The sequence below is a fragment of the Vibrio sp. MarTm2 genome (genome assembly GCF_027587055.1).
Classification (GTDB): domain Bacteria; phylum Pseudomonadota; class Gammaproteobacteria; order Enterobacterales; family Vibrionaceae; genus Vibrio; species Vibrio sinaloensis_D.
On record NZ_JAPPTK010000001.1, the window covers coordinates 603,547 to 625,811 of the forward strand.

Annotated in this window: 20 protein-coding genes; 17 read left to right on the plus strand and 3 right to left on the minus strand. The window is 46.4% G+C overall.

Going from position 1 to position 22,265, the window contains the following annotated elements; translation table 11 throughout:
* Positions 1-82: 82 nt before the first annotated feature.
* Positions 83-958 (minus strand): cell division protein ZipA, encoded by an 876-nt coding sequence (zipA, locus tag OH458_RS02820; protein ID WP_038215514.1) that lies wholly within the window; start codon positions 956-958, stop codon positions 83-85.
* A 207-nt stretch (positions 959-1,165) separates the two neighbouring features.
* On the opposite strand from zipA, the gene cysZ reads away from it, so the two are divergent.
* From cysZ to crr, 5 genes are all read left to right on the plus strand, one after another.
* The gene (gene cysZ, locus OH458_RS02825; RefSeq protein ID WP_269977197.1) at positions 1,166-1,903 is read left to right on the plus strand and encodes a sulfate transporter CysZ; all 738 of its coding nucleotides are present in this window, start codon (positions 1,166-1,168) and stop codon (positions 1,901-1,903) included.
* A gap of 197 nt (positions 1,904-2,100) precedes the next feature.
* Positions 2,101-3,069, plus strand: a complete 969-nt coding sequence (gene cysK, locus OH458_RS02830) for a cysteine synthase A (RefSeq protein WP_269977198.1) — start codon at positions 2,101-2,103, stop codon at positions 3,067-3,069.
* A 301-nt stretch (positions 3,070-3,370) separates the two neighbouring features.
* Positions 3,371-3,628, plus strand: coding sequence for an HPr family phosphocarrier protein (locus OH458_RS02835; protein ID WP_004415108.1), 258 nt, complete (start codon positions 3,371-3,373; stop codon positions 3,626-3,628).
* Between the two features lie 139 nt (positions 3,629-3,767).
* On the plus strand, positions 3,768-5,492 hold the full coding sequence (ptsI, locus tag OH458_RS02840; protein ID WP_038139454.1) for a phosphoenolpyruvate-protein phosphotransferase PtsI: 1,725 nt from the start codon (positions 3,768-3,770) through the stop codon (positions 5,490-5,492).
* 105 nt (positions 5,493-5,597) lie between these two features.
* Complete coding sequence (gene crr, locus OH458_RS02845) at positions 5,598-6,107, plus strand: PTS glucose transporter subunit IIA (RefSeq protein ID WP_038139456.1); 510 nt, start codon at positions 5,598-5,600, stop codon at positions 6,105-6,107.
* Between the two features lie 72 nt (positions 6,108-6,179).
* Here crr and OH458_RS02850 read toward each other — a convergent pair whose 3' ends face one another.
* Positions 6,180-7,358 carry a 2-octaprenyl-3-methyl-6-methoxy-1,4-benzoquinol hydroxylase gene (locus OH458_RS02850; protein ID WP_269977396.1) on the minus strand — a complete coding sequence of 393 codons (1,179 nt, stop codon included), beginning with the start codon at positions 7,356-7,358 and terminating at the stop codon, positions 6,180-6,182.
* A 289-nt stretch (positions 7,359-7,647) separates the two neighbouring features.
* On the opposite strand from OH458_RS02850, the gene miaB reads away from it, so the two are divergent.
* The 5 genes from miaB to lnt all read left to right on the plus strand — a co-directional run bounded on the left by miaB (position 7,648) and on the right by lnt (position 13,280).
* The gene (gene miaB / locus OH458_RS02855) at positions 7,648-9,072 is read left to right on the plus strand and encodes a tRNA (N6-isopentenyl adenosine(37)-C2)-methylthiotransferase MiaB (RefSeq protein ID WP_039483372.1); all 1,425 of its coding nucleotides are present in this window, start codon (positions 7,648-7,650) and stop codon (positions 9,070-9,072) included.
* A 96-nt stretch (positions 9,073-9,168) separates the two neighbouring features.
* Positions 9,169-10,275, plus strand: coding sequence for a PhoH family protein (locus OH458_RS02860; RefSeq protein ID WP_269977199.1), 1,107 nt, complete (start codon positions 9,169-9,171; stop codon positions 10,273-10,275).
* Complete coding sequence (gene ybeY, locus OH458_RS02865) at positions 10,275-10,739, plus strand: rRNA maturation RNase YbeY (RefSeq protein WP_269977200.1); 465 nt, start codon at positions 10,275-10,277, stop codon at positions 10,737-10,739. The genes OH458_RS02860 and ybeY overlap by 1 nt, the downstream gene beginning before the upstream one ends.
* A gap of 79 nt (positions 10,740-10,818) precedes the next feature.
* Positions 10,819-11,718, plus strand: a complete 900-nt coding sequence (gene corC / locus OH458_RS02870) for a CNNM family magnesium/cobalt transport protein CorC (RefSeq protein ID WP_269977201.1) — start codon at positions 10,819-10,821, stop codon at positions 11,716-11,718.
* A gap of 38 nt (positions 11,719-11,756) precedes the next feature.
* Complete coding sequence (lnt, locus tag OH458_RS02875; RefSeq protein ID WP_269977202.1) at positions 11,757-13,280, plus strand: apolipoprotein N-acyltransferase; 1,524 nt, start codon at positions 11,757-11,759, stop codon at positions 13,278-13,280.
* Positions 13,281-13,343: 63 nt separating this feature from the next.
* Here lnt and OH458_RS02880 read toward each other — a convergent pair whose 3' ends face one another.
* A complete protein-coding gene (locus OH458_RS02880; RefSeq protein WP_269977203.1) occupies positions 13,344-13,814 on the minus strand; it encodes a zinc ribbon-containing protein in 471 nt (156 codons plus the stop codon).
* 190 nt (positions 13,815-14,004) lie between these two features.
* Here OH458_RS02880 and leuS point away from each other — a divergent pair, with 190 nt between their 5' ends.
* The 7 genes from leuS (at position 14,005) to rodA (ending at position 22,265) form a co-directional block, all read left to right on the plus strand.
* Complete coding sequence (leuS, locus tag OH458_RS02885; RefSeq protein WP_269977204.1) at positions 14,005-16,578, plus strand: leucine--tRNA ligase; 2,574 nt, start codon at positions 14,005-14,007, stop codon at positions 16,576-16,578.
* A 162-nt stretch (positions 16,579-16,740) separates the two neighbouring features.
* On the plus strand, positions 16,741-17,361 hold the full coding sequence (locus OH458_RS02890; protein ID WP_269977205.1) for an LPS-assembly lipoprotein LptE: 621 nt from the start codon (positions 16,741-16,743) through the stop codon (positions 17,359-17,361).
* A 9-nt stretch (positions 17,362-17,370) separates the two neighbouring features.
* Complete coding sequence (gene holA, locus OH458_RS02895; protein ID WP_269977206.1) at positions 17,371-18,384, plus strand: DNA polymerase III subunit delta; 1,014 nt, start codon at positions 17,371-17,373, stop codon at positions 18,382-18,384.
* 72 nt (positions 18,385-18,456) lie between these two features.
* A complete protein-coding gene (rsfS, locus tag OH458_RS02900; RefSeq protein WP_005476693.1) occupies positions 18,457-18,774 on the plus strand; it encodes a ribosome silencing factor in 318 nt (105 codons plus the stop codon).
* Between the two features lie 2 nt (positions 18,775-18,776).
* Positions 18,777-19,247 (plus strand): 23S rRNA (pseudouridine(1915)-N(3))-methyltransferase RlmH, encoded by a 471-nt coding sequence (gene rlmH / locus OH458_RS02905; RefSeq protein WP_005476695.1) that lies wholly within the window; start codon positions 18,777-18,779, stop codon positions 19,245-19,247.
* 7 nt (positions 19,248-19,254) lie between these two features.
* Complete coding sequence (gene mrdA / locus OH458_RS02910; protein WP_269977207.1) at positions 19,255-21,144, plus strand: penicillin-binding protein 2; 1,890 nt, start codon at positions 19,255-19,257, stop codon at positions 21,142-21,144.
* Positions 21,144-22,265 (plus strand): rod shape-determining protein RodA, encoded by a 1,122-nt coding sequence (rodA, locus tag OH458_RS02915; protein WP_269977208.1) that lies wholly within the window; start codon positions 21,144-21,146, stop codon positions 22,263-22,265. Before mrdA ends, rodA begins: the two co-directional genes overlap by 1 nt.

Consider the following 22,265-nt stretch of genomic DNA (forward strand, 5'->3'; position numbering starts at 1 on the left):
GCTAACGTTATCAATCATCTTGAGCACGCCAGAAGTAATAAAGGCCCCGAATCGGAGCCTTTACAGAAAGCAAATAGCTATTCTAAGCAGTGGTTGCCGATTTAAACTTCTGAATTTGCGCTTTGTACCCATCGATACGATTAGGTGTCATTAGGTTACGGGCATCATCAAGCACATTGGCACCTAAATCATCAGCAATCTGTTGCGCTGTTTTCAGCATCAACTTGAAGTTTTGATCCGGCTCACCGTAACAAGGTAGCGTCATAAAGAAAGAGATACCTTTGGTCGTAAACTCAGCGGGATCATCATGCTTCAGCGTTCCAGGCTGCATCATATTGGCGACACTGAATAGCACTTTTCCGGTGCCTGACAAATCAGAATGACGATGGAAAATATCCATCTCTCCGTAAAGCAAACCATTTTGCTGCATGCTGTCAAAAAGTTTGGTTCCGACAAATGGTTCATCACCAGCGCAGTGAACGTTCAGTACAATCACTTCCATTTCTGGTTCACTTTGTGGCTCCGAATCTGCGGGGCTAGGCGTCGATTCGACTTCAGGCTCAACATTCGTCACTGGTTCAAGGCTGTCTTCAACCTCATCAAGTGATTGAGTAGAAATAGAAGGGACGTCCAACTCTGTCTCATCGAGGTGACGGGTTTGGGGTGTCGTATCCACCTCGTCTTGATAGCTATCAATCAATGGGTCAGCCAACACAGGTTCTGGCGCGAACTCAGGCTCTTTACGTTCCTTGCGGATAATTTCAAAGTCATCTTCAGGTGCAAAGCCTCGCTCAGGCAATACGTCCGACTCTTCATCACCTTCGACATCTAGCTTACGCATTGGCTTATTGCCAAACTTTGTCGACCCTTCTTTTTTGCTTGTCCACAAACCGTGGAACAATAAAGCGGCAATCGCTAAAGCTCCAACAATTATCAGTACGAATCGCAGTTCCTGCATTTTTAGCTCTCAATTCTTCAATAAAAACGCCTAGGGGCATCAATATTGAATTGGGTTATATCTAAACTTCAGTAACTCTACCAAAACTCCACCCTGTTTTAGAACAACTTAATGTTAGAAGTTCCGAGAATGTTGTGATTTTGAACACGCTTTTTTCTTGTTAAGATAGCCAACGTTCGTTTTTAAAACAGTAAGTGACACTCAACTATGGATTACTCTCAACACCAACGCAGTGGATTTGGTTACTTTTTCTATGGCCTCAATCTCGCCATGCGACCTGGCATTCGACAGTTCGTGCTACTGCCACTTTTGGCCAATGTTATTCTAGTCGGCGGTGCGCTTTTTTATCTTTTTTCGCATTTAGACGTTTGGATCGAACACCTCATTGGTCAGCTTCCTGAGTTTCTGTCTTGGCTTAGCTACTTATTGTGGCCGTTATTGGTTCTCACCATACTGGCGACGTTCTCTTATTTCTTTAGCACCCTAGCAAACTTTGTTGCGGCACCGTTTAACGGCTTGCTGGCTGAAAAAGTTGAAGAACACTTAACTCAACAAAAAGTGAACGAGGATGGCTTGCTCTCCACTATAAAGGACACACCAAGAATCCTCGCTCGTGAATGGCGAAAGCTCGTCTACGTATTGCCAAAAGCAATCGGGCTTTTTTTACTGCTGCTAATCCCTGCGCTCGGTCAAACTATTGGCCCCTTTCTTTGGTTTGCTTTTACGGCTTGGATATTGGCCATTCAGTATTGTGATTACCCGTTCGATAATCACAAGATAAGCTTCAACGACATGCGTAACAATTTGAAACAAAAACAAGGCAAAGCGTATTCATTTGGTGCCTTGGTTAGTATTTTTACGACAATCCCTATTCTAAATCTTATTGTGATGCCTGTTGCCGTCTGTGGTGCTACCGCAATGTGGGTTGCAGAGTTCAAAAAGTAATAAACTCAAGGGGGCGAATGCGCATCATTTGCCCCGTTATTCTCTTTTTGCTCAGTACAAGTTCATATCATATAACTTTTTAATCCTTTTCTAGTTTTTTCAGCTGTCCTAATCTCTACCCAGTCAAAATACAAAGAACAACATGGCTTTGCTTAACGTCATCGGGCAGAGCTTCTAAATAGATGAAGGATCACATCATGAGCAAAATCTACGAAGATAACTCGCAAACTATCGGCAACACACCTCTTGTTCGCCTGAACAAAGTCAGCAACGGTAAGGTTCTGGCTAAAGTTGAAGCACGCAACCCAAGCTTCAGCGTTAAGTGTCGTATCGGCGCAAACATGATCTGGGAAGCGGAAAAAGCAGGCACTTTGAAACCGGGCGTTGAGCTAGTTGAGCCAACCAGTGGTAACACAGGTGTTGCACTTGCTTTTGTTGCTGCTGCTCGTGGTTACAAACTGACTCTTACCATGCCTGAATCAATGAGCTTAGAGCGTCGTAAACTACTCAAAGCGCTTGGTGCTAATCTTGAACTAACAGAAGCTGCGAAAGGTATGAAAGGCGCAATTGCTAAGGCTGAAGAAATCGTTGCTAGCGACCCAGAAAAATACCTATTGCTACAACAGTTCAATAACCCAGCTAACCCACAGATTCACGAGAAAACTACTGGTCCTGAAATTTGGGAAGCGACTGACGGTGAAGTGGATGTTTTCGTTGCTGGTGTAGGTACGGGTGGTACATTGACGGGAACAAGCCGCTTTATTAAAGGCGAGAAAGGCAAAAACATTGTTTCTGTTGCGGTTGAACCTGCTGAATCACCGGTTATCGCACAGGCGCTAGCAGGTGAAGAAATCCAGCCAGCTCCTCACAAAATCCAAGGTATTGGCGCAGGCTTCATCCCTGGCAACCTAGATTTAGAGCTTATTGACCGAGTTGAAGCCGTAACTTCTGAAGAGGCCATTGCTATGGCAAGACGCCTAATGGAAGAGGAAGGTATTCTTGCTGGTATTTCTTCTGGTGCTGCTGTCGTTGCGGCAAACCGCCTAGCAGAACTACCTGAATTTGAAGGAAAAACAATTGTAACCGTTCTACCAAGCTCTGGTGAACGTTACCTAAGTACAGCACTGTTTGCAGGTATCTTTACCGAGAAAGAAAACCAGCAGTAATATGTTGTCAAATCAATTTTTCGTCCAAAAAAGCCCCATTTAGGGGCTTTTTTGTTGATCCTCGCCACACCTTTGGTAATATCAGGGCAGTTTTATTTTTAGCTTCAAAATAAAAAAAGCTAACTACGTATTTATGTCGTTCGTGAGATTGAACACAGATTCAAATCACAAGCGGAAAATTTACAACCAGTATCAGTTCTGACACGAAATGAACGTTGTGCGCCTAGCAGAATAGGACATTTACGGTTAAGCTATTCTGGTTAAGAAACTATCAAAATATAAATCAATTGGGGTATATAACATGTACGAGAAGCAAGTAGAAATCACTGCAGAAAACGGTCTTCACACTCGTCCAGCTGCACAGTTCGTTAAAGAAGCTAAAGCATTCGACGCGGACATCACTGTGACTTCTAACGGCAAAAGCGCTAGCGCAAAGAGCCTATTCAAACTACAAACTCTAGGCCTAGTTAAAGGTACAGTAGTTTCTATCTCAGCTGAGGGCCCACAAGCTCAGCAAGCTGTAGACCACCTAGTTGCTCTAATGGACCAACTACACTAATCCGGTCTTCTATTTTCAAAGCCATTTTGTGAAAGCAAAATGGCTTTGTTGGAAATAGAGCAAAATTTGAGCTACAAATTATCGTTAGCGCACCCATTATTTCTCCCGTTTTTAAAGTTGACCAACTTAAGGTAAGGCTATGATTTCAGGCATCCTAGCATCTCCTGGTATTGCAATTGGTAAAGCACTACTACTTCAAGAAGATGAAATTGTCCTAAACACAAACACCATTTCTGATGATCAAGTTGAAGCAGAAGTTCAGCGTTTCTTTGACGCACGCAACAAATCTGCTGCACAGCTAGAAACTGTTAAACAGAAAGCACTTGAAACCTTCGGTGAAGAGAAAGAAGCGATCTTTGAAGGTCACATCATGCTTCTTGAAGACGAAGAGCTAGAGGAAGAAATCCTAGCACTAATCAAAAACGACAAGATGACCGCTGATCACGCGATTCACACAGTGATCGAAGAGCAAGCGTCTGCTCTTGAGTCTCTTGATGACGAATACCTAAAGGAACGTGCAACAGATATCCGCGATATCGGCACGCGCTTTGTTAAAAACGCACTAGGCATCAACATTGTTTCTCTAAGCGATATCAATGAAGAAGTTATCCTAGTAGCTTACGACCTAACGCCATCTGAAACTGCACAGATCAACCTAGACTACGTTCTTGGTTTTGCTTGTGACATCGGCGGTCGTACTTCTCACACTTCAATCATGGCTCGCTCTCTTGAGCTTCCAGCTATCGTTGGTACTAACGACATCACTAAGCAAGTTAAGAATGGCGATATGCTGATTCTTGATGCGATGAACAACAAGATCGTTATCAACCCATCTGAGGCAGAGCTAGAAGAAGCGAAAGCAGTTAAAGCGGCATTCGTTGCTGAAAAAGAAGAGCTAGCTAAGCTGAAAGATCTTCACGCTGAAACTCTAGATGGTCACCGTGTCGAAGTTTGCGGTAACATCGGTACAGTAAAAGACTGTGACGGTATCATCCGTAACGGCGGTGAAGGCGTTGGTCTGTACCGTACTGAATTCCTATTCATGGACCGTGATGCTCTACCTACTGAAGACGAGCAGTACCAAGCGTACAAAGAAGTTGCGGAAGCAATGAACGGCGAATCAGTAATCATCCGTACTATGGACATCGGTGGTGACAAAGATCTTCCATACATGGATCTTCCACAAGAGATGAACCCATTCCTAGGCTGGCGCGCTGTACGTATCAGCTTAGATCGTCGTGAAATTCTTCGTGACCAGCTACGTGGTATCCTACGTGCATCTGCACACGGCAAGCTTCGCATCATGTTCCCAATGATCATCTCTGTTGAGGAAATCCGTGAACTGAAGAAAGCAATCGAAGAGTACAAAGCTGAACTTCGTGCAGAAGGTCATGCATTCGACGAGAACATCGAAATCGGTGTAATGGTTGAAACTCCTGCAGCAGCAGCTATCGCACACCACCTAGCCAAAGAAGTAGCCTTCTTCTCTATCGGTACTAACGACCTGACTCAGTACACGCTGGCAGTAGACCGTGGTAACGAGATGATTTCTCACCTATACAACCCACTATCTCCAGCAGTGTTGACGGTAATCAAGCAGGTTATCGATGCGTCTCACGCAGAAGGCAAATGGACGGGTATGTGTGGTGAGCTAGCGGGCGACGAGCGCGCAACGCTTCTACTTCTAGGTATGGGCCTAGATGAGTTCTCTATGAGCGGCATCTCTATCCCTAAAGTGAAGAAAGTTATCCGTAACTCAAACTTCGCAGAAGTGAAAGCGATGGCTGAAGAAGCGCTTTCTCTACCAACAGCGGCAGAAATCGAAGCTGTTGTAGAAAAATTCATCGCTGAGAAAACTCAATAATCGACGAATTCCAATGAGATAGACGGTAAAAAAAGTCGTCTATCTCGTAAGATTGGTATACTATAATTCGACAGAATTAAATAAAAACGTTAGGAGCATGACACAATGGGTCTGTTTGACAAACTTAAGAAGCTAGTATCTGACGACAGCGCTGACGCGGGTGCAATCGAAATTATCGCACCTCTATCTGGTGAAATCGTAAACATCGAAGATGTGCCAGATGTTGTTTTCGCTGAGAAAATCGTTGGTGATGGTATTGCTATCAAACCTGCTGGTAACAAAATGGTAGCTCCTGTAAACGGTACTATCGGTAAGATCTTCGAGACTAACCACGCGTTTTCTATCGAATCTGACGACGGCGTTGAGCTTTTCGTTCACTTCGGTATCGACACAGTTGAGCTAAAAGGCGAAGGCTTCAAGCGTATCGCTGAAGAAGGTCAAACTGTTAAAGCTGGCGACACTATCATCGAATTCGATCTAGCTCTTCTAGAAGAGAAAGCGAAATCGACTCTTACTCCAGTTGTTATCTCTAACATGGACGAAATCAAAGAGCTGAACAAGCTTTCTGGTTCTGTAACTGTTGGTGAAACTCCAGTTCTACGTGTAACTAAGTAATTATCACTTAGCCAAACACCAAAAAACGCAGCTCATGGCTGCGTTTTTTATTGGCTGTGATTCAGGCAAAAGTCACTTTAGGCCTAGAGCGTACCTCAACACTTGCGCTTTAAGTGGTCCTGTATTTTCAGCAATCTTTAAAACCGCATTGCGAACCAACTTTAATGGCGTAATGTCGTTACTAAAGCTTTTGTAGAAGAAATCCATTCCAGATTGCATCAGCAAGTTATCTGGTCGACGCTTTCGTTCATACAAGCAAAGTAGCTCATCTGACAAAGCCTCTTTCCCTTGCGTCACCTCAAGCAGCACTTCAACATCTTTGAAGCCAAGGTTTACGCCCTGCCCCGCTAGTGGGTTGATGGTATGAGCCGAATCACCAACCAGCACACACCGATTCGCCGAGTAACATTGAGCATGACGACGAGTTAACGGAAATGAACCAGATTGAAGCACTTTGATATCACCAAGCTCTTGTGGGAAGTGAGCCAATACTTCTTCGCGCAATTTTGCCGGAGACATTGCCGCCAAACGCTTAATCCGGCCTGGTGAGTCATACCAAACAAGCGACCCTTGAGGTGTCTCGCCTCTTTCATTCTTCAACGAAGCAAGAGGCAAAAATGAGCGAGGCCCTGTTGGTGTAAACTGCTGCCAAGTAATGTCTTGCTGTGGTAATTGCGTCTCCACATTGATAAGCATGCAATGCTGACGATAATCCCAAGCAGTCACACCAATACCCGCAAGTTGACGCACTTTTGAGTTCGCGCCATCAGCACCCACCGTCAAATTAGCACTCAACTCGGTACCAGATGCCAGCTTGATCCGATTCGTATCACCAAACTCAATATCATCGAGCCTATCAGGGCAATACAACGTAATGTTCTGATACTGATCCAATTGCTGCCAAAGGCCAAGTTGAATCAATCGATTTTCGATGATAAACCCGAGCTGATCCATCTCTAATGAGTCTGCATGGAAACGCGTGCGGCACTCTGGGTGCTCCCACGTTTCCAGTCGGCGATAAGGGCAAACGCGCATCTGTTTGATCGCATCCCACGCACCAAGCTGATCCAATATGGAAACAGAATGCTCGGAAATTGCCGAGACTCGTATATCAAGCGGTTGCTCAGGAGAAAATGACTTGGGCGCAGCACCTTCCACTACGGCCACTTGTCTGCCCTGCTTAGCAAAACCAATAGCGATAGCGGCACCCACCATGCCTCCGCCGATAACGGCGACATCAAATTTGCTCATATTTTGCACTTCAATTGATTGATTCATTGACTGTTTTTCATTGTACGTTTTCATTACTAAAATGTAACTAAAAACCTCACCCTCTACCTGGGTAAACCCCTTGTACAATATAGGGTTTAACTGATTTTAAGCCAGCACTAGTCAGGTGGTTTTGAAAGCAGTACAATACGCCGCTTACCGCCGTGAGGGCGGCTAAAAAACAGTCACAAAACCGACCATGTTTTGATGATTTACTGGAAACATTGGGCGATTTGCTCCCTTAATTTAAACTAACGATCGAGCGAACAACATGAGTAAAAAACTGCTAATTAAAACCTGGGGTTGCCAGATGAACGAATACGATTCATCGAAAATGGCAGATCTAATGAACGCGGCTAATGGCTACGAGCTTACAGAAGAACCAGAAGAAGCAGACGTACTACTACTTAATACCTGTTCTATCCGCGAAAAAGCACAAGAGAAGGTATTCCACCAGCTAGGTCGTTGGAAAACTCTTAAAGATAAAAAGCCAGGCGTTGTTATCGGCGTTGGTGGTTGTGTTGCCACCCAAGAAGGCGATCACATTCGTGAGCGTGCACCGTTTGTCGACGTAATCTTCGGCCCTCAAACTCTGCACCGTCTTCCTGAGATGATCAAACAGTCTCAATCAGACGAAGCGCCTGTAATGGACATCTCTTTCCCAGAGATCGAAAAGTTTGACCGCCTGCCAGAGCCTCGTGCTGAAGGCGCTACTGCATTCGTTTCTATCATGGAAGGCTGTTCTAAATACTGTACTTACTGCGTGGTACCTTACACTCGTGGTGAAGAAGTTAGCCGTCCAATGGATGACGTACTGTTCGAGATTGCTCAACTAGCAGAGCAAGGCGTACGTGAAGTTAACCTCCTAGGCCAAAACGTAAACGCATACCGCGGTCCTATGCATGATGGTGACATCTGCAGTTTTGCTGAACTGCTTCGCTTAGTAGCGTCTATCGATGGTATTGATCGTATTCGCTTCACAACTAGCCACCCGCTTGAGTTTACTGACGACATCATTGCCGTCTACGAAGATACGCCTGAACTGGTAAGCTTCCTGCACCTACCAGTACAAAGTGGTAGTGACCGTATTCTTACGATGATGAAGCGTCCTCACACAGCCATCGAATACAAATCGATCATTCGCAAGCTACGTAAAGCGCGCCCTGACATTCAAATCAGCTCTGACTTCATTGTGGGCTTCCCAGGTGAAACGGCAAAAGATCACCAAGACACAATGAAGCTAATCAAAGACGTTGATTTCGATATGAGCTTCAGCTTTATCTTCTCACCACGTCCAGGTACGCCAGCGGCAGACTACCCATGTGATGTGCCAGAGCAAGAGAAAAAAGAGCGCCTATACGAGCTTCAACAAACCATCAACGCACAAGCAATGCGCTACTCTCGCTTAATGCTAGATACAGAACAGCGCGTACTGGTCGAAGGTCCATCGAAAAAGAATCTAATGGAGCTTCGCGCTCGTACAGAGAACAACCGCGTGGTTAACTTCGAAGGCAGCGCTGACCTCATCGGTCAATTTGTTGATGTGAAAATCACAGACGTGTTTGCCAACTCATTACGTGGCGAATTGGTTCGTACAGAGAAAGACATGGATCTGCGCAGCATCATTTCACCAACACAAATGATGGCGAAAACCAAGCGAGAAGACGAGCTAGGTGTAGCAACCTTTACGCCTTAGGCTTGAAAATGCCTTTCTAAGTGACCATCTTAGATAAGGTATATATGATCATTGGCAGTCCGGTCTCAATCGGGCTGCCATAAATGAGAGGCAACTTTGAGCAATAAAATTGTTACTTTAGAAATTAATCTAGAACCTTCTGATAACCGTCGCCTAGCCAGTCTTTGCGGCCCATTCGACGACAACATCAAACATCTTGAGCGCCGTCTCGGTGTTGAAATTAGCTATCGCGGTAACTTTTTTACCATCGTAGGTAAACCGCATACTTCTGCGGCTGCACTCGAAATCATTAAAACGCTTTACGTCAATACAGCGCCTGTTCGCGGTAATATTCCTGATATCGAACCCGATGAAATCCATCTAGCGATCAAAGAAACAGGCGTATTAGAACAAAACACCGAATCTGAGTTTGAACACGGTAAAGAAGTGTTCATCAAAACAAAGAAAGGCGTCATTAAGCCACGGACACCGAACCAAGGTCAGTACCTGATGAACATGGTCACCCATGACATCTCTTTCGGTATTGGTCCTGCCGGTACAGGTAAAACCTACCTTGCTGTCGCCGCAGCCGTTGACGCTTTAGAGCGACAAGAAATTCGTCGAATCCTCTTGACCCGCCCAGCGGTTGAAGCTGGTGAAAAACTCGGTTTCCTACCCGGTGACTTGAGTCAAAAGGTAGACCCATACCTTCGTCCACTATACGACGCCTTATTTGAAATGCTAGGCTTCGAGAAAGTAGAGAAGCTAATTGAACGCAACGTGATTGAAGTGGCACCGCTCGCCTACATGCGTGGTCGAACTCTTAACGATGCCTTTATCATCTTGGACGAGAGCCAGAACACCACTGTTGAACAAATGAAGATGTTTCTGACACGTATTGGTTTTAACTCACGCGCGGTCATTACCGGTGACATCACTCAGATCGATTTACCGCGAGGCGCAAAATCAGGTCTTCGTCACGCTATCGAAGTATTAAGCGAAGTGGATGACATTAGCTTCAACTTTTTCCAAGCTGACGATGTCGTGCGTCACCCTGTTGTGGCACGAATTGTAAACGCCTACGAAAAGTGGGAAGCACAAGACCAAAAAGAACGTAAAGAGTTCGAGAAAAAGCGTCGTGAAGAGCGAGAAGCGAAGCTACTTGAAACCGCAAAAGTGGAACTCTCGAAGCAAGTTCAAGCCGAAGTATCTGAAGGTAAATAATGAGTATTGAACTCGACTTACAATTTGCAGTCGAAAGCAATGAAGGCCTCCCAACAGAGCAGGACTTTCAAACCTGGCTAGACAAGACCATCATCCCATTTCAACAGGATGCGGAACTTACGATCAGGATTGTAGACGAAGAAGAAAGCCATCAGCTTAACCACGAGTATCGTGGAAAAGATAAACCAACCAATGTGCTCTCTTTCCCTTTCGAAGTGCCACCAGGCATTGAGATGAATCTGTTGGGTGACTTGGTTATTTGTAAGCAAGTCGTCGAGCGTGAAGCACAAGAGCAAAATAAACCTCTGCTTGCTCACTGGGCGCATATGGTTGTACATGGCAGTCTGCATCTGCTAGGTTATGATCATATCGAGGATGACGAAGCCGAAGAGATGGAGTCACTCGAAACCGAAATCATGCAAGAGATGGGCTTTGAAGACCCATACTTAGCTGAGAAACAGTAACATAGCGCCACTTCAACATCGCTCTATGTTGCGAACGTGTGCTATCACACTTCTGATAGCGTTACTTAAATGAGAAACAATGAACGAAGATAATTCGCCCTCTTCTCTAGAAGGTAAGAAAGAAAAATCTGAAGGTCCGAGTAGAAAGTCCTTCTTCGGACGCCTAGGTCAACTTTTCCAAGGTGAACCAAAAGATCGCCAAGAGCTCGTGGAAGTGTTCCGCGACTCTGAAGAGAATGACCTAATCGACCATGACACTCGCGATATGCTCGAAGGTGTGATGGAGATTTCTGAAATGCGAGTGCGTGACATCATGATCCCACGCTCGCAAATGGTCACTGTCGACCGAAGCGACGATTTAGACGCGCTGGTTAATCTGATCACTGATGCGCAACACTCGCGCTACCCAGTCATCAGCGAAGACAAAGACCATGTAGAAGGTATTCTGTTAGCGAAGGACTTACTTAAATATTTAGGCTCTCAAAGTGCGCCGTTTGATATCGAACAAGTGATCCGACCTGCGGTGGTTGTTCCTGAAAGTAAGCGTGTCGATCGTTTGCTCAAGGAGTTCCGAGAGGAACGCTATCATATGGCGATTGTGGTCGATGAGTTTGGCGGTGTATCTGGTCTTGTCACTATCGAAGATATCCTCGAAGAAATCGTTGGTGATATCGAAGATGAATTTGATGATGAAGAACAGTTAGACATTCGCAAACTCAGCAAACACACGTTTGCCGTGAAAGCGCTCACGACCATTGAAGAGTTCAACGAAACCTTCAATACGTCGTTCAGCGATGACGAAGTCGATACGGTAGGTGGCATGGTCATGACTGCGTTTGGTCATCTTCCTTCGCGTGGGGAAGTGGTCGAGATTGAGCAATACAGCTTCAAAGTCACCTCTGCTGACAACCGTCGAGTGCTACAACTTCAAGTCACCATTCCTGACGAAGAGTCTCTTTTGGAATCAACCGAAGAGTAACGCTAATTTCCCTTAGGGGATATTCAGAAAAGATAACGATGTTAAATCCTATTTTGCATCGCCTAAAACGGCCGTTCGCGGCCGTTTTTGTTGGCGCGATAACCACACTTGCCTTTGCCCCCTATCAACTTTGGCCGCTAGCCATTATTTCTCCCGCGGTTCTTTTGCTCTTAATCCACCAACAGAGTGCCAAGCGTGCCTTGTGGATTGGCTACGCCTGGGGATTAGGTCAGTTTGCTACGGGCATCAGCTGGGTCCATATCAGTATCGATAATTTTGGTGGTATGCCAAAGATTGCCAGTGTGTTCCTAATGACACTGCTCATTGGCTATCTGGCGATGTATAGCGCCTTGTTTACGTGGATACTCAATCGCTTTTTCCCTCAATCCACCCGAATTCGTCTTCTGCTGATCGCCCCCGTACTGTGGCTCATCGCCGATTGGTTACGCGGCTGGGTAATGACGGGCTTCCCTTGGTTGTGGCTCGGCTACAGCCAGATAGAGAGTCCACTCGCGCACTTTGCACCTCTTGGTGGTGTTGAACTGCTCACCTTTCTAACCATTGTCAGCTCGGGCGCGATTGCTTATGCCTTGCTTCACCGCCAATGGCTACAACTGCTCATTCCAGTAATTATCTTATCGGCAGGGTTTGGTCTCAAATCGGCGAACTGGGTCACGCCTAATCCAGAGAGCACGACTAAACTGGCTCTGATTCAAGGTAATATCGCTCAAGAGCTCAAATGGCTGCCTAGCGAGCGCTGGCCAACCATTATGAAGTACACCGATCTGACGCGAGAAAACTGGGATGCCGATATAATTATTTGGCCAGAAGCCGCCATTCCTGCTTTTGAGTTCGAAATTTCCTCCTTCCTAAGCAACCTCGACTCTGCCGCTAAACTCAACCACAGCGCGGTCATCACAGGGGTTGTCAACCAAGGGGAAAATAGAAAGTTCTACAACAGTATTTTGACTGTCGGTGAGACCGCATACGGCGATTACCGCTTCGATATGAGTCAGCGCTATCACAAACATCATCTATTACCTTTTGGTGAGTTCGTCCCGTTTGAAACCATACTAAGGCCACTGGCGCCGTTCTTTAATTTGCCGATGTCCTCTTTCAGTCGCGGTGAGTTTGTGCAAGCCAATATCGATGCCAATGGTAAACAGATGGCGCCAGCACTATGCTATGAAATCATCTTTAATGAGCAAGTGCGCCAAAACGTTACCGAAGAGACAGACTTTATTCTCACCCTGTCTAACGACGCTTGGTTTGGCCGTTCAATTGGCCCGTTGCAGCATATGGAAATTGCACGAATGCGTGCTTTAGAGCTTGGTAAACCTGTGATTCGTTCTACCAATAATGGCGTCACTGCGGTGACCGATTATCAAGGTCATATCGTTGCTCAGTTGCCGCAATTTGAAACTGGCGTTTTAAGGGCAGAAATCATCTCGACCGAAGGCCAGACACCCTACCGCCAGTTTGGGACTTGGCCACTCTATCTGTGGACCATACTGAGCTTAGCGATAGGCTGGCGTTGGAGAACCAAACAGTCTAATGACTAAATAGAAAAAGGGCTGACGCCAATGCGTCAGCCCTTTTCATTTTGCTTCAAGGCGGTGTTTCGGTTAGGGTTTCAGCGCTTGCCGGCTAAAACCTTTGCAGCCACACTTAGTGCATGGAATGATAATCGTCGGATGATTGTACTCAGTTTTGTGGCCACATTTATCACACACTAAAGCGCCAAGGCCGATCACCTCTCCTGCTTCATACAAGCCCTGATGTTCTAAGTCTTCGAACAGTTCAACCCATTCGACTTTCGTGCGATCGGTGATCTCCAGTAGACCTTGCCAAATGGAATCGGCAATCATCAAATAAAACGGACCGTTTTTGGAGTCTTCATAGTTGTCAGCAAACTCTTTCAAATCTGACTTAACGTAAGCAGAAACCAAAGCCAGCTCATCTTTGGTTAAATCATTGGCGGCATCAACCACTTTACCCGAGGTTTCTAAAACGTGGTTAACTTCGTCAGGACTATGCTTGAGTGCTTCGACCACATCTTCAAACATCTCCTCATAACCTGTTTTGCGTTTTGGCATCGCTAACCTCCTTTTCGATTCACTGATGCACATTCATAAAGCCTGTTAAAGGCAATAAACATCACCATCTTTACGTGATTTGAGTGGGTATTGGCTATTGTTGTGCCCCTCTCCTTTAGGTATTCTATGACGATCTATTAATGTCTGTTCTAACCGAACTCACAAATTCCAAGATAACCGGATATCATCGATGCAAGAACAATATAACCCGCAAGATATTGAACAAAAGGTTCAACAGCACTGGGATAACAACAAGACCTTTGTTGTAAGTGAAGACCCAAACAAAGAAAAATTCTACTGTCTCTCTATGTTCCCATACCCAAGTGGCCGACTGCACATGGGTCACGTGCGTAACTACACTATCGGTGATGTGGTATCTCGTTTCCAACGCCTACAAGGCAAAAACGTCATGCAACCAATTGGTTGGGATGCGTTTGGTCTGCCTGCAGAGAACGCTGCAGTTAAAAACAACACAGCACCTGCACCATGGACTTACGAAAACATTGAGTACATGAAGAACCAGCTTAAGCTGCTAGGCTTTGGTTACGACTGGAACCGTGAGTTCGCAACGTGTACGCCAGAGTACTACCGTTGGGAGCAAGAGTTCTTCACTAAGCTTTACAACAAAGGCCTAGTGTACAAGAAGACTTCATCGGTTAACTGGTGTCCAAACGACCAAACGGTACTGGCAAACGAGCAGGTTGAAGATGGTTGCTGCTGGCGTTGTGACACGCCGGTAGAGCAAAAAGAAATTCCACAGTGGTTCATCAAGATCACTGAATACGCTCAAGAGCTACTAGACGATCTAGATAACCTAGATGGCTGGCCTGAAATGGTTAAAACCATGCAGCGCAACTGGATTGGTCGCTCTGAAGGTGTTGAACTGAAGTTCGAAGTAAAAGGTCAACAGGATCTGGAAGTTTACACTACGCGTCCTGACACACTAATGGGTGTGACATACGTCGGTATCGCAGCAGGTCACCCTCTAGCAGCAGTAGCAGCAGAGAACAACCCTGAGCTTGCAGCGTTCATTGACGAATGTAAGAACAACAAAGTAGCGGAAGCGGAACTTGCGACAATGGAGAAGAAAGGTATGGCGACTGGCCTTACTGCTATTCACCCATTGAACGGCCGTGAATTTCCAGTTTACGTGGCTAACTTCGTACTGATGGACTACGGTACAGGTGCTGTTATGGCAGTACCTGCACACGACCAACGTGACTACGAGTTCGCAACTAAGTACGGCCTAGACATCGTGCCTGTAATTAAACCAGTTGATGGCAGCGAGCTAGACGTTTCTGAAGAAGCGTACACAGAGAAAGGTGTACTGTTCGATTCAGGTGAGTTCGACGGCCTTGAATTCCAAGCAGCGTTCGACGCAATCGCAGCGAAGCTAGAAGCAGAAGGCAAAGGCACAAAGACAGTTAACTTCCGTCTACGTGACTGGGGGGTATCTCGTCAACGTTACTGGGGTGCTCCAATCCCTATGGTAACCACTGAAGATGGTGAAGTTCACCCGGTACCAGCTGACCAACTACCAGTAATCCTTCCAGAAGACGTGGTAATGGACGGCGTAACTAGCCCAATCAAAGCAGACAAAGAATGGGCGAAGACAACCTTCAACGGCGAACCTGCTCTACGAGAGACTGACACGTTCGATACGTTCATGGAGTCTTCTTGGTACTACGCACGTTACTGTTCACCACAAGCTGACGACATCCTAGATCCAGAAAAAGCAAACTACTGGCTACCAGTAGACCAGTACATCGGTGGTATCGAGCACGCTTGTATGCACCTACTGTACTCTCGTTTCTTCCACAAATTACTACGTGATGCTGGCTACGTAACGTCTGACGAACCGTTCAAGCAACTACTGTGTCAAGGCATGGTACTAGCAGACGCGTTCTATTTCGAGAACGACAAAGGCGGTAAAGAGTGGGTTGCACCTACTGACGTAGCTGTAGAGCGTGACGGTAAAGGTCGCATCACTTCAGCTAAAGACAACGAAGGCCGTGACGTAACACACTCAGGCATGATCAAGATGTCTAAGTCGAAGAACAACGGTATCGACCCACAAGAGATGGTAGACAAGTACGGAGCTGACACTGTTCGTCTATTCATGATGTTTGCATCACCTGCAGACATGACACTTGAGTGGCAAGAGTCTGGCGTTGAGGGTGCTAACCGCTTCCTGAAACGTGTTTGGAAACTAGTAAACGAGCACACATCAAAAGGTGCAGCAGAAGCAGTAGATACCTCTGCACTTTCTGGTGACCAAAAAGCACTTCGTCGTGACGTTCATAAGACAATTGCGAAAGTGACTGACGATATCGCTCGCCGTCAAACGTTCAACACGGCTATCGCTGCAATCATGGAACTGATGAACAAACTAGCGAAAGCACCTCAAGAGTCTGCGCAAGATCGTGCAATCCTTGATGAGGCTCTAAAAGCTGTTGTTGCGATGCTTTACCCAATCACTCCGCATATCTCTTACGAATTGTGGGCTGCGCTAGGTGAATCAGACATCGACAATGCTGTATGGCCAACGTTCGACGAGAAAGCACTGGTTGAAGATGAGAAGCTAATTATCGTTCAAGTAAACGGTAAGCTACGTGCGAAACTCACCGTACCAGCAGATATCTCTAAAGAAGATATCGAAGCGCTAGGTCTAAACGATGAGAACGTTACTAAGTTCACCGAAGGCAAAACAGTACGTAAAGTTATCTACGTACCAGGTAAACTTCTGAACATCGTTGCGAACTAAGAAAGTGTTGCGAACTAATCGCAGATAAATAAGTCTTAAGCAGGGTAACTTTAGTTTATTGAACTAGAGTGTCGCCCTGCTTTATTTATCTTAAAGCTCTAGCCCGTTTGGGTTAAATAGAGCCGTAAGATAAGTAAATCCATAAACGAGAGCCATTAATCTATGTTTCGCCGTGTATCGCGCCTGTTATCTGATTCAACTGTAAAGCTCACTTCTGCTGTACTCATGGCAAGCCTACTGGCTGGTTGTGGTTTCCACCTGCGTGGAGATTACTCGGTACCTGACGAATTAAATACCTTATCTCTGACCAGTTATGACCCATACAGCACCTTTACTCGCATGATGAAAGGTCAATTGCGCCTGAGTGAGGTGGATATTGTGCCACCCGCTGCTAACGTGCCAAATCTACACCTTGTTAGTGAAGGCGTTGGCGAGCGTACACTATCTTTGTACCAGAACACCCGTGCGGCAGAAAAAGAGATCACCTTCCGTGCCTCTTACCGAGTGACGGTTCCTGATGTGGGCACAAAAACCTATTCGACAAGCGTGACTCGAAGCTACCTTGATAACCCTCTCAGCGCGCTGGCAAAATCGGTCGAACGAGACATGATTGAAGATGAAATGCGTAAACTGGCCGCCACTCAAATTGTTCGTCAAATGGCGCGTTTACGAGCAGACATCGCACACGATGAACTCAATAACGATGCTGAAGAAATTTCACTCAAAGACGACGATGAGCAATATCGCATTAAAACTTACTCTACGGATAAATCAGGTCAGTAAGAGGTTTTCATGCGCATTTTTGCCGACCGACTGTTAGAGCAAGTCAACAAGCAGATCCACCCTACGTACCTTCTCTTTGGCAATGAACCGTTGCTACTGCAGGAGTCACGTCAGGCGATACAAAAAGCGGCGCTAAGCCAAGGGTTTGAAGAACGACATCGCTTTGCAATAGACAACAGCTTCGATTGGAACCTTGTCTATGACTGCTGCCAAGCCATGAGCTTATTCTCAGCTCGACAAATCATCGAATTGGAGCTGCCAGAATCCGGCGTCAATGCGGCCATCGCGAAGGAGCTTTTGGCCCTTGCTGACATGCTGCATCAAGACGTGCTACTTGTCGTTATCGGCACCAAACTGACGAAAGCGCAAGAAAATGCCAAGTGGTTTAAAGCCCTCTCAACGAATGGCTGCTGGGTAAACTGCCTAACACCTGATGTTCAGCGTCTACCTCAGTTCGTTCAAGCTCGCTGTCGTGCGCTTAACCTAAAGCCGGATCCAGAAGCAATCCAAATGCTGGCACAGTGGCATGAAGGCAACCTATTTGCCTTAACACAAAGTTTGGAAAAGCTCGCGCTCCTCTACCCTGACGGCCAATTGAACTTGATTCGATTGGAAGAGTCACTCAGCCGACACAACCACTTCACCGCTTTCCACTGGATTGATGCACTGCTGGCGGGAAAAGCCAATCGCGCTCAACGAATCATGCGCCAACTTGAAGCGGAAGGCGTGGAAATGGTGATACTGGCACGCACCATTCAAAAAGAGCTTCAACAACTACTGGCCATGTTGCAAATGATGCAGACCGAGCCCATTGGCCGAGTGTTTGAGTCGTATCGAATCTGGCAGTCCAAGCGGCCACTCTATTCAGCCGCGCTAACTAGGCTCTCTATTGCCAATGTAAAAACACTGCTGCAGCTTTTGGCAAAAATCGAGATCCTAACCAAAACTCAGTACGACCAATCCAGTTGGCCACTATTACACCAGTTAAGTACGCAGATGTGCCTGCCTCAGGTGAAGCTTTAAAAAAGCGTGATATACTGCGCCGCCCTTTGGGCACCCACTTGTGAACAGAATTGACATAACGAGGACAACACCTTGCAACTTGAAGAACTGAATGATTTCTTAGTAGATAAAGCCGATGATATGAAAGCCCAAGATATCAAAACTATTGATGTTCAAGGTAAATCTAGCATTACGGACTACATGATTATCTGTACTGGCACTTCAAAACGTCACGTTGCATCGATTGCCGATCACGTTGCTAAAGAATCCAAACTGGCCGGCCTTACCCCTCTGGGTATTGATGGCGAAGCGGAAGGCGAATGGGTTGTACTGGATATGGGCACAACTATCGTACACGTCATGCAAGAAGAGCAACGCGAACTTTACCAACTCGAGAAGCTTTGGGGCTAACCATGAAATTACAATTGATTGCCGTTGGTACCAAAATGCCGAAATGGGTCGAAGAAGGGTTTCAGGAGTATAAACGCCGTTTCCCTCACGACATGCCACTAGAGCTGATTGAAATTCCAGCGGGCAAACGTGGTAAAAACGCCGACATTGCAAGAATTCTGCAAAAAGAAGGCGAAGCCATGCTTGCTGCCGTGCCAAAAGGCAATCGAATTGTTACGCTAGATATTCCTGGTAAAAAATGGGATACGCCTCAGTTGGCCGAGCAGCTTGAGAGCTGGAAGTTAGATGGTCGAGATGTATCCATTTTGATTGGTGGTCCAGAAGGACTCGCCCCCGCCTGTAAAGCAGCCGCGGATCAAAGTTGGTCTCTATCAGCACTAACCTTGCCTCATCCACTTGTCCGTATCGTCATGGCGGAAAGTTTGTACCGAGCGTGGAGCATTACCGCAAACCACCCTTACCACCGAGAATAATCGATTCATGTTACGAAAGCGCTCCCAAATAAGGGACTATCAAGAAGAAGCACGACTGTTTAAAAGTCGTGCTATTGTCGCTTTTATAGGCATCGTTGCCATGATGGGACTTTTGGTGACGAACTTGTACAACATACAAGTTAATCAGTTTCAAGATTACAAAACCCGCTCAAACGACAACCGAATAAAGGTCGTCCCAATCGCACCAAACCGCGGGCTTATTTACGATCGCAATGGTAAATTGCTGGCTGAAAACCGCCCAGTGTTTAGTCTTGAGATCACGCCAGAGAAAATCGAGGATATGGAGGCAACCATTGTCAGCCTTCAACAAATCCTTACCATCACTCCTGACCAGATTGAACGCTTTCAAAAAGAGCGCCGCCAGACACGTCGCTTTAAGTCTGTGCCTATTTTGACTCAATTAACACCTGAGCAGGTGGCGAAATTTTCGGTCAATCAGCACAAATTTCCTGGGGTATCCGTCAACGCGGCTCTGAAACGCCATTACCCCTATGGCGAGGTGTTAACCCATGTGATTGGCTACGTTTCGCGAATCAATGACCGTGATATGCAGCGCCTCGTCCGCGAAGAGAAAGACGCAAACTATCAAGCCACTCGTGACATCGGTAAGCTGGGTATCGAGCGCTACTACGAAGATTTGCTCCACGGAACAGCAGGTTACCAAGAGGTTGAGGTCAATAGCCGTGGTCGCATCATACGCACGCTGAAATACGTTCCACCTGAGCCAGGTAAAGATATTGTCTTAAATCTCGATATCGACTTACAACTCTATATCCATGATCTCTTAGCTGACCGACGCGGTAGTGCCGTGGTACTCGATCCTAAAGACAATGGTGTATTGGCAATGGTGTCAAGCCCAAGCTACGACCCGAATGCTTTCGTACATGGTATTTCTGGCAAAGCGTATCGAGCACTACTTAATGACAAGAATCGTCCGCTGGTGAACCGAGCCACGTTAGGCATCTATCCTCCAGCGTCGACGATTAAACCCTTTATGGCGGTGGCTGCGCTTCAAGAAGGTGTCATCACGCCGAATACCACTCGTAACGACCCAGGCTACTGGCGAATTCCAAACTCGAAAACTCGACCATTCCGAGATTGGCTCCCGTGGGGGCATGGCAAGGTAGATATCGTCAAATCAATCGAAGAATCCGTGGATACCTTCTTCTACCAAGTCGCGTATGACATGGGGATTGATCGTATATCCAATTGGATGATGATGTTTGGCTTTGGTGATTACACTGGGCTAGATATTCGTGAAGAGAGCAAAGCGAATATGCCAACCCGAGACTGGAAAATGGCTCGTCATCGCGTGCCTTGGTATCAAGGGGACACCATCCCTGTTGGCATCGGTCAAGGTTACTGGACAGCAACGCCAATGCAAATTGCTAAAGCGACTTCAGTACTGGTTAACCGAGGCAAACGTATTGCTCCTCACCTGTTAAGAGCAACCATCGTTAACGGTGAGCGTTTTGAGAAACAGGAGCTATCAGGGCTTGAGAGCTACACCTACCCTCCAATCGAAGGGGTCAAAGAGAAGTACTGGGATCTTGCGATAGAGGGAATGCGTCTTGTAAACCATGGTAAAAAAGGAACGGCTCGCCGATCTTTCTACAACACCGAGTATGTCAGCGCCGGTAAATCAGGGACAGCTCAGGTATTTGGCTTAGGCGAAGATGAAAAATACAACGCAGACGAAATTGCCGAGCACCTGCGCGACCATGCGCTCTTTACTGGCTTCGCCCCCATTGACGATCCTGAAATTGTCGTGACGATTGTCCTTGAAAACGCAGGCGGTGGCTCAAGCAACGGTGGTCCTGTGGTACGCCAAGTGTTTGATCACGTGCTCGTAGAGAAAAAAGAGGCTGAAAAATAATGGATTTTGATCCTTCAACTGGCCAAAACCGCGCTCTGTTTGAGCGTTTCCATATCGATTTACCATTGCTACTAGGCATATTGGTACTTATGGGCTTTGGCCTAATCGTTATGTACAGTGCAAGTGGCCAAAGCCTTGCGATGATGGATCGCCAAGCAATGCGCATGGGCTTAGCCCTTGGCGTGATGCTTATTTTGGCTCAAATACCACCTAGAACCTATGAGACCTTGGCGCCACTGATGTTTGCTGGCGGGATTCTTTTGCTATTCGGGGTACTCTTTTTTGGCGAAGCTTCTAAAGGGGCGCAGCGCTGGCTGAATTTAGGTTTTGTTCGTTTTCAACCGTCGGAACTTTTGAAGCTCGCGGTTCCGCTTATGATCGCCCGCTACATTGGTAAACGAGCCCTGCCGCCGACATTCCAGACCCTAGTGATTTCTTTGGTGATGGTGTTTGTCCCGACCATATTAATCGCCAAGCAACCCGACTTAGGCACTTCAATTTTGATTGCAGCCTCGGGCATCTTCGTGATTTTCCTTGCAGGTATCAGTTGGAAAATAATCTTCGCTGCTGCATGTGGTCTTGGCGCCTTCTTACCCATTTTGTGGTTCTTCTTGATGCGCGAATACCAAAAAGTCCGTGTAAGAACGCTGTTTAACCCAGAATCAGATCCTTTGGGTGCGGGCTACCACATTATCCAAAGTAAAATCGCGATTGGCTCAGGGGGGATCTCCGGTAAAGGTTGGATGCAGGGAACTCAATCCCAATTGGAATTTCTCCCAGAGCGTCACACCGACTTTATTTTTGCCGTAATCGCAGAAGAATGGGGACTGATCGGTATTCTTGCGTTGCTCAGTATCTACCTCTACATCATCGGACGCGGACTCTACCTCGCGAGCAAGGCCCAAACCGCCTTTGGCCGCATGATGGCTGGCAGTATCGTGCTAAGTTTCTTTGTTTACGTTTTTGTAAACATTGGCATGGTAAGCGGGATTTTACCGGTTGTGGGCGTTCCTCTTCCTCTGATCAGTTATGGTGGCACCTCAATGGTGACGCTCATGGCAGGCTTTGGTATTTTGATGTCGATTCACACACATAGAAAAGCGTTTTCGAAGGCAACATAG

Bases quoted from the DNA above. Each gene is read 5' to 3' on its own strand.
- OH458_RS02880 (WP_269977203.1), bottom strand. From the start codon at position 13,814: ATGCCAAAACGCAAAACAGGTTATGAGGAGATGTTTGAAGATGTGGTC.
- leuS (WP_269977204.1), top strand. From the start codon at position 14,005: ATGCAAGAACAATATAACCCGCAAGATATTGAACAAAAGGTTCAACAG.
- ybeY (WP_269977200.1), top strand. From the start codon at position 10,275: ATGAGTATTGAACTCGACTTACAATTTGCAGTCGAAAGCAATGAAGGC.
- mrdA (WP_269977207.1), top strand. From the start codon at position 19,255: ATGTTACGAAAGCGCTCCCAAATAAGGGACTATCAAGAAGAAGCACGA.
- rodA (WP_269977208.1), top strand. From the start codon at position 21,144: ATGGATTTTGATCCTTCAACTGGCCAAAACCGCGCTCTGTTTGAGCGT.
- crr (WP_038139456.1), top strand. From the start codon at position 5,598: ATGGGTCTGTTTGACAAACTTAAGAAGCTAGTATCTGACGACAGCGCT.
- OH458_RS02850 (WP_269977396.1), bottom strand. From the start codon at position 7,358: ATGAGCAAATTTGATGTCGCCGTTATCGGCGGAGGCATGGTGGGTGCC.
- miaB (WP_039483372.1), top strand. From the start codon at position 7,648: ATGAGTAAAAAACTGCTAATTAAAACCTGGGGTTGCCAGATGAACGAA.
- corC (WP_269977201.1), top strand. From the start codon at position 10,819: ATGAACGAAGATAATTCGCCCTCTTCTCTAGAAGGTAAGAAAGAAAAA.
- OH458_RS02890 (WP_269977205.1), top strand. From the start codon at position 16,741: ATGTTTCGCCGTGTATCGCGCCTGTTATCTGATTCAACTGTAAAGCTC.
- rlmH (WP_005476695.1), top strand. From the start codon at position 18,777: ATGAAATTACAATTGATTGCCGTTGGTACCAAAATGCCGAAATGGGTC.
- OH458_RS02835 (WP_004415108.1), top strand. From the start codon at position 3,371: ATGTACGAGAAGCAAGTAGAAATCACTGCAGAAAACGGTCTTCACACT.
- holA (WP_269977206.1), top strand. From the start codon at position 17,371: ATGCGCATTTTTGCCGACCGACTGTTAGAGCAAGTCAACAAGCAGATC.
- ptsI (WP_038139454.1), top strand. From the start codon at position 3,768: ATGATTTCAGGCATCCTAGCATCTCCTGGTATTGCAATTGGTAAAGCA.
- cysZ (WP_269977197.1), top strand. From the start codon at position 1,166: ATGGATTACTCTCAACACCAACGCAGTGGATTTGGTTACTTTTTCTAT.
- lnt (WP_269977202.1), top strand. From the start codon at position 11,757: ATGTTAAATCCTATTTTGCATCGCCTAAAACGGCCGTTCGCGGCCGTT.
- zipA (WP_038215514.1), bottom strand. From the start codon at position 958: ATGCAGGAACTGCGATTCGTACTGATAATTGTTGGAGCTTTAGCGATT.
- cysK (WP_269977198.1), top strand. From the start codon at position 2,101: ATGAGCAAAATCTACGAAGATAACTCGCAAACTATCGGCAACACACCT.